We start from the raw sequence: 11,173 nt of genomic DNA, 5'->3' as shown, positions 1-11,173 counted from the left end.
TAGAAGACGGCCTGCAGGATGGCAGTGAGGGCGACCATGCCGGCCACCAACGCGGCTGGTTCCGGCCAGTCGGTTCCGAACCGGACCAGGGTCACCAGCAGGGTAACGGTCAGGATCCCGACGGCATCCAGCACGTAGAGCCAGCGGAACCCGGCATGCCAGAGGCGCATGTACAGCCCGGCGGACTCCGGCAGGGCTGCCAGCGGAGGGGGCGGGGGCATGGAGGTCATCAGAGGATCCCGACCAGCGTAGAAGGCCACCACCCGCGGACGCGCCGGGCGCCGGGCGCCCCCGACCACCCTGAGGGTGGCCGGTAGGCTCCGCCGGTGCCCCTGTCACGGCTGCCACGGTCGCGCCGCGACCTCCACGCCCTCCTCCAGGTCGACCTTCTGGTCAACCTCACGCTGCGCGACCTGCGCAGCAAGTACAAGCGGTCGGCCCTGGGCTGGTCCTGGTCGGTGCTCAACCCCCTGGTCGCCGTCGTCGTCTACTCGGCCGTCTTCTCGGTGTTCCTGCGGATCCAGCCGTCGGTCGGCGACCCCAGCGGCCTGGACTCGTACGCCGTGTTCCTGCTGGTGACCCTGCTGCCGTGGCAGTTCCACGTAACCAGCCTCACCGAGGCGACCCGTGCCATCACCGCCAATGCGCCGCTGGTGACCAAGATCTACTTCCCCCGCTGGGTGCTGCCCACCTCGTCGGTGCTGGCCCGGTTCCTCACGCTCCTCGTCGAGATGGCCGTGCTGCTGGTGCTCATCGCCGTACTGCAGGGCCACATCACCTTCCAGTGGATCCCGGTGCTGCTGGCCCTCATGCTGCTGCAGCTGCTGTTCACCATCGGCCTGGCCCTGATGATCAGCGCTGCCAACGTCTACTTCCGCGACGTGCAGCACTTCCTGGGCGTGGCCCTGGCCCCGTGGATGTTCCTGACGCCGATCCTCTACCCGCTGAACATGGTCCCCGCCGACCGGGAGTTCCTGGGCGTCGGCTACCGCACCCTCTACCAGCTCAACCCGATGGTCTCGTGGGCCAAGGCCTACCGAAACGTGCTCTACGACCTGCGGTTCCCGTCGCTGGAACGCTGGCTGGCCATCGTGGCGGCCACCGGCATCGTCCTGGCCATCGGCTTCCGGGTGTTCAACCGCCTGGAGCCCCGCATGGCCGAGGAGGTGTGAGCGTGGCCCCGCGTGGACCCGACGCCGTCGCCCTGGACGGGCTGGGCAAGAAGTTCCGCCTCACGCATGACCGGAACTGGACCCTGAAGGCCACCGTGCTGGCCGGGCACCGCACCCGCTACGAGGAGTTCTGGGCGCTGCGGGGCCTCGACCTGGAGATCCCCCACGGCTCCACGTTCGGGATCATCGGCGGCAACGGCTCGGGAAAGAGCACCCTGCTGAAGTTGCTGGCCGGGATACTCCGACCGGACGAGGGCACGGCGGAAGTCGACGGTCGGCTCTCGGCCCTCCTCGAGCTGGGCGCAGGCTTCCACCCGGAGCTCACCGGCCGTGAGAACGTCTACCTGAACGGCGCAATCCTGGGCTTCACGTCCCGGGAGATCCGCCGCCGGTTCGACGACATAGTGGGCTTCGCCGAGCTGGACCGGTTCATCGACGAACCGGTCCGCAACTACTCGTCGGGCATGTACGTGCGGCTCGGGTTCTCTGTGGCGATCCACGTCGAACCGGACATCCTCCTGGTGGACGAGGTGCTGGCGGTCGGCGACCACGCCTTCCAGAAGCGCTGCCTGGACCGGTTCGCCCAACTCAAGGCGGAGGGGCGCACCATCATCCTGGTCAGCCACGACCTGGACATGGTCGGCTGGCTCTGCGAGCAGACGGCGTGGATCCAGCAGGGCACCCTGCAGGCCGTCGGCCCGTCACCCGAGGTGATCGACCGGTTCCTCGAGGGTGGCGCCGCCGGGGCGGCACCCGTGTCGGCCCCCCGCCGGCAGTTCGGAGGGCTGGGCCCGGACGACCTGGTCACCTCGGTGGACCTGTTGGACGCCAACGGCCACAGGATGGACCGGGTGGGTTCGGGACGACCGGTGCGCTTCCAGGTGCGGTACGACGCCGTCCGTGCCGGGGAGCCGGTCACCGTGGCACTCGGCCTCTACCGGGCCGACGGCACGCACGTGGCCAGCATCAACTCGGGTGCGGCGTCGCGTGCCGTCGACGGCAACGGCGGCGGGCTCGTGCAGGTCGACTACGCGGTCGGGGCCCTGGCCCTGCAGCCCGGCACCTACGAGCTCTCCGTCGCCCTCCACGACCACTCGATGCGCAAGGTCCTGGAGCGCCACACGCACCTGGTGCGCTTCGAGGTGGAGCCGACGGGTGGCGACCACCAGAACGGCCTGGTGGCCCTGGGCGGCACCTGGTCGGCACGATCGGCAGACCGGTGAGCGACCGGCGCTGGCGGGACGGGTCCGAGGACCGGATCGCCGGGATCCTGCGCGCCGCCACCGACCGCTCCAGCGGCTCGGACGAGTTGGCCGCCCACATCGACGACTGGCCGACCCGCTACCACTTCGGGCGGGCACGAACGAACCTGCTGCACCCCATCCGCCTCGGACCCGGGGTCCGGGTCCTGGACGTGGGGGCGGGCAGCGGCGTGAACAGCCGTTGGGCGGCCGAACAGGGCGCCTCCGTGGTTGCCGTTGAGGGCGACGCCCTGCGGGCCGAGGCGGCGGCCCTGCGCTGCACGGGGCTGGACGTGGACGTCCGACACGGCAGCGCCACCGACCTGGTCGACGACGACGGCTTCGACGTTGTGCTGTGCATCGGCGTCCTGGAGTACGCCGGCGACGACCCCGACCGGTTCCTGGGCCACCTGGCCGGCCTGCTCCGACCCGGCGGCGCCCTCGTGGTGGCCATCGAGAACAGGTTCGGGCTCGCCTACTGGCTGCAGGCCGACGAGGACCACCTCGGTCAGGCGTTCGTCGGCATCGAGGGCTACCCGCCGGTGGCCACCACCGAGGCGACCGCCACCGTGCGCACCTTCTCCCGGTCCGAGCTGGCCGACCGCCTCGCCGGTGCCGGGTTGGCCGCCCAGCGCTGGTACCAGCCGTTCCCCGACTACAAGCTGCCCACCGCCATCCTCACAGACCGGTGCTTCGACCAGCCCGACGCCGTCGACCTCGTCGACCAGCTGGTCGGCCCCCCGATCGACCGCAGCCGCATGGGCGGCCGGATCACCGGCGACGAGCGGGCCATCCACCGCCAGGTGGTGGCCGCCGGGATGGGCGCGGAGATGGCCAACTCGTTCCTGGTGGTGGCCGCCGCCGATGGCACCGTGCTGGACCGGCGGTCGGACGGCGACACGCTCGCCTGGCGGTTCACCGGCGACAGGCGCCGGGCGCACCTCCGGGTCCGGCGGGTCACCGACGACGGCGTGCGCCGCATCGACCGGCGCCCGATCCACCGGACCGAATCCGATGGCCCGGCGGGCGGCTGGCTGAGGCTGCGGTCGCCGGGCGGCACGGCCGACGACTACACCACGGGCCCGAACCTCGAGCAGGTGGCCCTGGAACGCCTCCGGGCCGGCGACCTGGACGGGGTCCGGGCCGTCCTGGCCGCCTGGTGGGCCGTGGCCGACCGCTCGGCGACCGAGCGACAGGTCACCGAGGGCGAGGCCCACCCGTTCCTCCCGGCCGGATCCCGGACGGTGCTGCCCGGAGACCACCTGGACCTCGGCCTGGACAACCTCGTGGGCCCCGTGGACAGCCCCGACGAGGTGGGGTTCGTGGACGACGAATGGGAGGCCACCGGCGGCGTGGACCGCGACCTGGCCGCCGTGCGGACCTGCTGGAAGCTGGCTACCGCCGTGGTCGGCGGAGGGACCCGGCACCCGTGGCCGGCGGGGCTGACCGTGGACAGGCTGGCCGCGAAGTTCTGCGACCTGCTTCCCGGGAACGTGGCCGACCCCTCGATCGACCACCTGCACGTGGCCGAAGCCGCCCTGCGGGTCGAGGCCCTCGGAGGCGAGGTCGCCACCCACGTCGCCCAACTCCGGGCGGTGGGCCGTCGCAGCGTGGCCGACCGCACGGTCGGTGCAGGCCACCGCTCGCCGCTGCGCCGACGCCTCGCCGCCCTGAAGCGCCTCCCCGGAGGGGAGCGCCTGGCCGCCCTGGTCCGGCGCGTGGGCTGAACCGGACGGCGGCCCATACGGGCAGCCGTCCGGAGCCTGGTCAGCCGGCGGCTCGGATGAAGAACCGGCAGGTGTCGTCGACGCCGGCCGTGACGTAGCCGCCCGCCGTGAGCACGTCGGCCACCTCGTCGCCCCGACCCTTCCGGAGGCACACCACGTCCGGGGCCAGCACGTCGACGGCCCGGGCAGCCGCTTCCGGCCCCCATTCGGCGTAGCCGTGGTCGAGGGCGTGCGTCAGGGTGAGGCGGTCCAGGGCGTGGAAGTCGCGTCCGGCGTGGCGGCCCCGCAGGTACGACGACCGGGGGTTCACGGCCTTCACGTCAGCACCCAGCACGGCCACTGCGAAGTCCACGTCCTCCGGTCCCGCCACCGTGCCGCCCGCCGGCGCCATGTAGATGAGCGTCCGGGCGCTGTCCACCTCGGGCCGCGGCAGGTCCACGACCGGAGGCCACACCAGCTCGGTTCCCCGGTTGGCACTGCTGGTGATCGGCGTGCCGACCACCAGGAGGATGGTGAACACCACGGCCGCCGAGACTGCCGGGGCGGCACGCACACCGGGTCGGCCGGCGGTCACGACCAGGCCCACCATCGCCGGCAGCGGAAGCACCCACAGGGTCCGCCAGGCCACGGCGTCGGCCTCGCCGGCCGCATCCAGCACGTCGAGCACACCGGGGGCCATCAACGCCCCGAACACCACCACCGGCCCGGCCAGGAGCACCATGCGGGACCCGCGGGAGCCCACCACCGCCCATGCGGTGAGCGCTGCGGCCAGGGCCACCCAGGCCGCCAGCCCGTCACCGAACACCATCCTGAGCATGGCGATCGGCTCCGTCCCGCTGTCCAGGAATCGCCGTACGTCCAGTAAGCCGAGGACCGCACCCGCGTCGCCGAGACGCTGCGGCACCGCCACCAGGGCGTAGCAGCCGGCCAGCAGCGCCGGAGCGGTGGCGGCCACCGACCGGGCGATGCGACGCGGCTCACCCACGTCCAGCGCCGTGGCGGCGACGGCGGCCAGCACAACAGGTGGAGCGACCAGCACCGACGATGAGGTGAGCCCCAGGCCGGCCACCACGCCGGCCGCCAGGGCCACCACGTGGCGGCGCATGCCGGTCCGGCCGTAGGCCGCACCGTGGTGCCAGAGGGTGGGCACGACCAGCAGCAGGAATACCGCCTTGCCCTGCCAGGACCGCCCCGCGAAGAAGTTCCCGAACGACCCGTGCACGGCGCCGTCCAGCACCAGGAACACCGTCCCGGCCCACGTGGCGGCCGCCGCCGACCGGGCTCCCAGCCCACGTAGGAGGCGCCAGGTGGCCAGCACGGCCAGGGCGGCGATCAGCGGACCGAACCCGAGGTGCGTCAGCGCGGCGGCCGACACCCGCCCGGCCGCCGCGGTGCTCCCCAGCAGGGCCTCCACCGAGGTGGCCAGCGCCGGCGGCCGCTCCACCGGCAGGACGTCGTCGCTGAAGATGGTGTCCCGATCCGGGAAGGCGCCGTCGTTGGCCTCCACCCACGCCGAACGGTTCACCACGAACACGTCGTCCTGGTCGGGCCGGACCATCACCAGGGCCAGCAGTGCCACCAGCCCTGCGAGCACCAACACCGACACTGCCGCGGTACGCGAGGTGCGGTGCAGCGCAGCACGCACGGTCGTGGCCGGCGTGGGTCCCGCTGCCCTGATCGCTGCTGCCGCCACGGCCAGGATGCCGACAAGGCCCAGCCATGCAAGCGGCCACCACAGGCCGTCGACGTCGACGAGGGCCAGCACGGCGGCACCGGTCAGGCCTAGCGCCACCGGAACCCTGGGGATCCGACCCGCTGAACCGTGGCCACCCACAGCGGCCCAGCCACCCTTCGACCGTGCAAGGGCGACGGCGAGGGCGACCGTGGCCACCACCCACAGGCCGAACGCCGGGTCGCGGGTCAGGCCGACAAGCCGGGCCAGGTGGAAGACCACCGTCCAGACGGCCAGCGCGCCGACCACCAGGTCCAGCACCCTGTCGGATCGTCGGGCGATGCGGTCGCCTGCGTCGACGTGCACGGTCAGGCCACCGTCCGGGCCACCGCCTCGGCGACGGCCTCGCGGTGGTCGCGTATCGCCGGTCGGCCGAGGGCCCGGAGCACTGAGTTGTCCAGGGCCGAGAAGGCCGGCCGTCGGGCAGGCAGGGTGCCGTCCAGGCCGGGGTCGCCTGCGCGGGTGACGCGGCCAGGGTCCAGGCCGGCCGCCTTCGCCACCTCACGGGCGAAGTCGAACCAGCTAGTGGGGCCGCCGTTGGTGGCGTGCACCACCCCGGCAACCCGTTCGTCGGCCAGATACCCCAGCACCGGCACGAGGTCGGCAATGAAGGTGGGGCAGGCCAGCCGCTCGTCACCCATGGCCACCGGCCTGCTACCGGCCAGGGCGACCAGGACGCGTTCCACCATGCCCGGACCGTCGGCGGGCTGCAGCCAGCTGGTGCGCACCACGGTGGCCGACGGGCCGGCCTCCACCTCGCCGGCCAGCTTGGCGGCGCCGTAGGCACTCAGCGGGCAGGTCGGGTGGTCCTCCGGATAGGGCACGTCGGCCTCCCCGTCGAACACGAAGTCGGTCGAGACCTGTACGAGGTGTGCGCCCACCATCTCGGTGGCCTCGCGCAGGTAGCCGACGGCCACGGCATTGATCCGACGTGCCCGCTCAGGGTCCTGTTCGCACCCGTCCACGTCGGTCCAGGCGGCACAGTTCACTACGACGAGGGGGCGGAGTTCCGCCACGGCCTCATGGACCGCCTTCTGATCGGCCACGTTCAGGGCTGCCCGTGGCAACCCGACCACCTGTCCATCCTCGGCGAACACCCGGACCACCTCGCGACCCAGCCGACCGCCGGCGCCGGTCACAAGCACGGTCACGGTCGGTCCCCCAGCAGCGGCTCCCACCAGGCGGCGTTGTCGCGGTACCAGGCCACGGTCGCCTCCAACCCGTCGGCCAGGTCGTGGACCGGTGCCCATCCCAGGGCCCGGATCCGCTCCGTGTCCACCGAGTACCTCCGGTCGTGTCCCGGACGGTCGGTGACGTACTCGATGCTGGACTCGTCGGCACCGCAGAGGCCCAGCAGGCGGCGGGTGAGGTCCAGGTTGTCGATCTCGTTGCCGGCGCCCACGTTGTAGACCGTGCCGTCAGCGCCGTCGACCAGCACACGTTCGATGGCGGCACAGTTGTCGTCCACGTGGCACCAGTCGCGGACGTTGCCGCCGTCGCCGTAGAGCGGGACCCGCCCACCCCGCAGCAACCTGGTCACGAACAGCGGGATGACCTTCTCCGGATACTGGAACCGGCCGTAGTTGTTGGTGGACCGGGTCACCACCACCGGCAGCCCGTAGGTCCGGTGGTAGGACAGGGCGATCAGGTCCGAAGCTGCCTTGGACGCCGAATAGGGCGAGCTGGGGGCCAGCGTGTCGACCTCGCTGGACGACCCCTCGTCGACCGAGCCGTACACCTCGTCGGTGGAGGCGTGCAGTACCCGGCCGACGCCCACCTCCAGGGCCACGCGGCACACGGTGGCCGTCCCTTCGCAGTTGGTGGTCACAAACCTCGCCGGGTCGGCAATGGACCGGTCCACGTGGCTCTCGGCTGCGAAGTGGACCACCGCATCGTGGCCGTCCATGGCCTCTGCCAGGGTGGCACCGTCGCAGACGTCGGCGTGCACGAAGCGGTAGCCGGGGCGCCCCTCCAGGCCGGCCAGGTTGGCGGGGTTGCCCGCATACGTCAGGGCGTCGTAGACGGTGACGTCGTCGCCGCGCTCCACGGCGCGCTGCACGAAGTTGGCGCCGATGAACCCGGCACCACCGGTCACGAGCAGGCGCACGTCAACGCTCCCCGAACAACGGCCTGAACTCGTCGGCGAGGTCAGCGCAAGCCGGGTTGGCGAGGTCGCGGGCCGACAGGACCGGCTCGGCCACCCCCCAGTCGGCACCGATGGCCGGATCGTCCCAGGCCACCCCCAGCTCGTCGTCCGGGTCGTGGTAGCCGTCCACCAGGTAGGTGAGCGTCACGTCGGTGACCGCTGCGAACCCGTGGGCCACCCCCGGTGGGATGTACACGCCACGGTGGCGCTCCGGGCCGGCGCCACCCAGGTCCAGCTCCAGGGTCGCCCCGAGGGTCGGCGAGCCGACCCGCAGGTCGTGGAGCACCACCCGTGCCCGCCCGGCCACCACGTACCAGTAGTCGGCCTGGTGGCGGTGGTAGTGCAGGCCCACGACCGTGCCAGCCGTCCGGTCGGCCCGGTTGGCCTGGACCATCTCCGGTACGTCGGGTAGCCACTCCTGGCGCCACGTCTCGACGAACAGGCCCCGCTCGTCGCCGTGCACCACCGGGTCGACGAGCACGACGCCGTCGATCACCACCGACCCGTGTACCTCAGCCACCGGACCCGCCTCCTGATCCGACCGACGAGATGTCATCTGCAACGGGCCCACCGGACGCCACGTCCACCACCGAGTGGTCACCCAGCAGCAGGGAGAGCACCACCTGTTCCCCCGCTGCCCCGGTGACCTCGGCCTCGCGGCCCAGCACCGAAGCGGTGAGGCGGTCCAGGTCGGTGACGCCGGCGCCTGCCATCAGGACCGAGTCGTCCACGGTGGAGCATCGGATACGACAGTCCTCGCCCACCGCCACGTACGGGCCGACCGTGCTGTCCAGGATCCGGGCCCCTGCGGCCACAACCACCGGGCCGACGAGCGTGGAGCCCACCACCTCGGCACCGTCGTCGACCACCACCCGGTCGCCGTCCAGGCGGTCCAGGACGAGGCGGTTGCAGGCCAGCAACGGGTCCTTCTTGCCGGTGTCGATCCACCAGCCGTCCAGCACCCGGTGCTCGACGGTCTCGCCGGCATCCAGCAGCCACTGGATGGCGTCGGTGATCTCCAGCTCACCCCGGGCCGACGGGCCGATGGCACGCACCGCCTCGTGGATGCGGGGCCCGAACAGGTACACGCCGACCAGGGCCAGGTCGGACGGCGGATCCGACGGCTTCTCGACCAGGGCGGCAATGGAACCGTCGGATGCCAGGTCGGCCACGCCGAACGACGACGGGTCGTCCACCCGGGCCAGCAGCAGTCGCGCCGCCACCGACCCGTCGAAGCCGTCGACCACCTCGTCCAGGGAGTCCTCGAACATGTTGTCGCCCAGGTACATGGCGAACGGCTCGTCGCCCAGGAACGGACCGGCCACCAGCACGGCGTGGGCCAGGCCCAGCGGCGTCTCCTGGTCGATGTAGGTGACCGAGGCGCCCCAGCGGCTGCCGTCGCCCACCGACGCCCGGACCTCTTCGCCGGTGTCGCCGACCACGATGCCGATGTCGGTTATGCCCACCCCGACCAGGTCGGCAATCACGTAGTGCAGGATCGGGACGTTGGCGATCGGAACCAGCTGCTTGGCGCTGGTGTGGGTAAGCGGGCGCAGGCGCCGTCCACTCCCCCCCGACAGGATCAGCCCCTTCACGCCGCCGAGGGTATCGGGCGCTCTCCGGCCGGATCCGACGCGGCGACCCGCGGCGCCACGTTCAGCGTCCGGCAGCCCTGGCCAGGCCCACCAGGAACACCAGCAGGGTGACCGATACCGCCTGGGCCTCGGCACCGTTCAGCCCGAACCCGGCGGCCACCTGTTCCATGACCTGCTGGTCGCCGGCGGCGGCGAAGTAGGCGGTGGTCACCTTCTCGGAGCCCGTCACCGCCGGCGCGTCGACCGGGTTGGTGGCACCCCCGGAGAGGTTCACCAGGAACGCCACCACCCAGACCGCCGCCCGCTGGAACTCAGGCGTGGTCATCTGCAGGTGGTCTGCGGCCGCCTGGATGGAGGCCAGGTCCTCGACCGAGTAGCCGGTGGTCACCCGGTACTCGTCCACCTGCGGGTCGGGGAAGGCTGATCCGGCGTCGGGTGGCCCGTAGGCCACGCCGAACCAGCTGGAGCGCAGGCCGAACTCCCTCCGGAACCGGTCGCCGGACACCACGAACCGGTTGCCGTCCCGGGCACGCAGCTCCACCTCCACAGCCCGCCCGCCGTCGTCGCCGAACCCGTCGCGCTCGACCACCTCGATCTCGTAGAGGGGTCCCAGGCCGAACGTGTCGGCCACCCGGGCCGCATCCACCTCGTCGGTCCACCGGTGGACCGGGTTGATGGACACGTCGTCGCCCGCGTCCACGACGCCCACGAAGTCGGCCGTGACGGTGTGGCCACCGGTGGAGGCCGAGAACTCGGTGCGCGACACGATCCCGTCCCTGAGCCGGACCATGCCGGTGGTGGCTGTCACGGCGGCATCCGTCTCTGCAGTCTCGTGGTCCCAACCGCTGCTACCCCGTCGGCTGCGTCGCCCCGAGTAGACCTGACAGCGGATGGTGTCGCAGGTCTTGGCGTACTCGTAGCGAACCTCGGCCAGGGCGTACGAGCGTGCTGCCACGGCCTGTGCCTCAAGGGCCTCCTGACCTGCCCCGTCGCCCATCTCGGACCACACCGACGGCATCTCGCTGGGCACCACCGACCGCAGGTACTGCTCGACCGCCACCCAGTTCACGGTCCGCTGGCGCGCCCCGTAGCGGGCCGCCCGTATCTCGCCCCGGTACCAGGTGGCAGAGGTTGCGCCCTCGCAGAGTTGCAGGGTCTGGTCCAGGCCGGCCGTCGCCTGGTCGACCAGGTCGTAGGCCACCCCGTCGGCCGTGGACGCCACGCCACCGGTGGAGTACGGCGTGGACCCGGTCGGCCAGGCCGGTGCGATCCGTGCCACCGGGCTGTTCACCAGCAGTCCGGTGTCTGTGAACCCACCGCCGCACGATGAGCCCGAGTAGACGTGGTACCGGTCGACGTCGCCGTCCAGCACGAGGCGCACGACCCTGGCGTCCACCGCGGTCCACGGGCCCTGCAGGCCGGCCACAAGCATGACGCCGTCGGACAGGTAGACGGTGGTGGGCTTGCCGTCATGGAACAGGAGGCGGATGCCGATCTCGACGTCGGGGACCACCATGGGGGTCGTCCCCCCGTAGTAGTGGTCAAGGATCTGGTCGCGTC

10 protein-coding genes are annotated in these 11,173 nt (G+C 72.1%); 3 read left to right on the top strand and 7 right to left on the bottom strand.

Annotated features, from left to right (window positions below; all coding sequences use genetic code 11):
* A partial coding sequence (locus tag MK177_10045) for a hypothetical protein (protein MCH2427655.1) occupies positions 1-230 on the bottom strand: 230 nt, incomplete at its 3' end.
* A 96-nt stretch (positions 231-326) separates the two neighbouring features.
* On the opposite strand from MK177_10045, the gene MK177_10040 reads away from it, so the two are divergent.
* The 3 genes from MK177_10040 to MK177_10030 are packed head-to-tail and all read left to right on the top strand — an operon-like array spanning position 327 to position 4,140.
* Positions 327-1,172 (top strand): ABC transporter permease, encoded by an 846-nt coding sequence (locus tag MK177_10040; protein ID MCH2427654.1) that lies wholly within the window; start codon positions 327-329, stop codon positions 1,170-1,172.
* A gap of 2 nt (positions 1,173-1,174) precedes the next feature.
* Positions 1,175-2,395, top strand: coding sequence for an ABC transporter ATP-binding protein (locus tag MK177_10035; GenBank protein MCH2427653.1), 1,221 nt, complete (start codon positions 1,175-1,177; stop codon positions 2,393-2,395).
* Positions 2,392-4,140, top strand: coding sequence for a methyltransferase domain-containing protein (locus MK177_10030; protein ID MCH2427652.1), 1,749 nt, complete (start codon positions 2,392-2,394; stop codon positions 4,138-4,140). Before MK177_10035 ends, MK177_10030 begins: the two co-directional genes overlap by 4 nt.
* Positions 4,141-4,180: 40 nt before the next feature.
* Here MK177_10030 and MK177_10025 read toward each other — a convergent pair whose 3' ends face one another.
* From MK177_10025 to MK177_10000, 6 genes are all read right to left on the bottom strand, one after another.
* Positions 4,181-6,178, bottom strand: a complete 1,998-nt coding sequence (locus MK177_10025; protein ID MCH2427651.1) for a DUF6077 domain-containing protein — start codon at positions 6,176-6,178, stop codon at positions 4,181-4,183.
* A 2-nt stretch (positions 6,179-6,180) separates the two neighbouring features.
* The gene (locus tag MK177_10020) at positions 6,181-7,023 is read right to left on the bottom strand and encodes an NAD(P)-dependent oxidoreductase (protein MCH2427650.1); all 843 of its coding nucleotides are present in this window, start codon (positions 7,021-7,023) and stop codon (positions 6,181-6,183) included.
* Complete coding sequence (gene rfbB / locus MK177_10015; protein ID MCH2427649.1) at positions 7,020-7,979, bottom strand: dTDP-glucose 4,6-dehydratase; 960 nt, start codon at positions 7,977-7,979, stop codon at positions 7,020-7,022. The genes MK177_10020 and rfbB overlap by 4 nt, the downstream gene beginning before the upstream one ends.
* A 1-nt stretch (position 7,980) precedes the next feature.
* Positions 7,981-8,538 (bottom strand): dTDP-4-dehydrorhamnose 3,5-epimerase, encoded by a 558-nt coding sequence (locus MK177_10010; GenBank protein ID MCH2427648.1) that lies wholly within the window; start codon positions 8,536-8,538, stop codon positions 7,981-7,983.
* Complete coding sequence (locus MK177_10005; protein ID MCH2427647.1) at positions 8,531-9,613, bottom strand: glucose-1-phosphate thymidylyltransferase; 1,083 nt, start codon at positions 9,611-9,613, stop codon at positions 8,531-8,533. The genes MK177_10010 and MK177_10005 overlap by 8 nt, the downstream gene beginning before the upstream one ends.
* A 61-nt stretch (positions 9,614-9,674) precedes the next feature.
* On the bottom strand, positions 9,675-11,173 hold a 1,499-nt coding region (locus MK177_10000), incomplete at its 5' end, for a hypothetical protein (protein ID MCH2427646.1).

The organism is Acidimicrobiales bacterium, assembly GCA_022452145.1.
GTDB lineage: Bacteria > Actinomycetota > Acidimicrobiia > Acidimicrobiales > MedAcidi-G1 > UBA9410.
The sequence above is the reverse complement of the archived record's forward strand: the minus strand, read 5'-3'. Positions and strand labels throughout refer to the sequence as shown.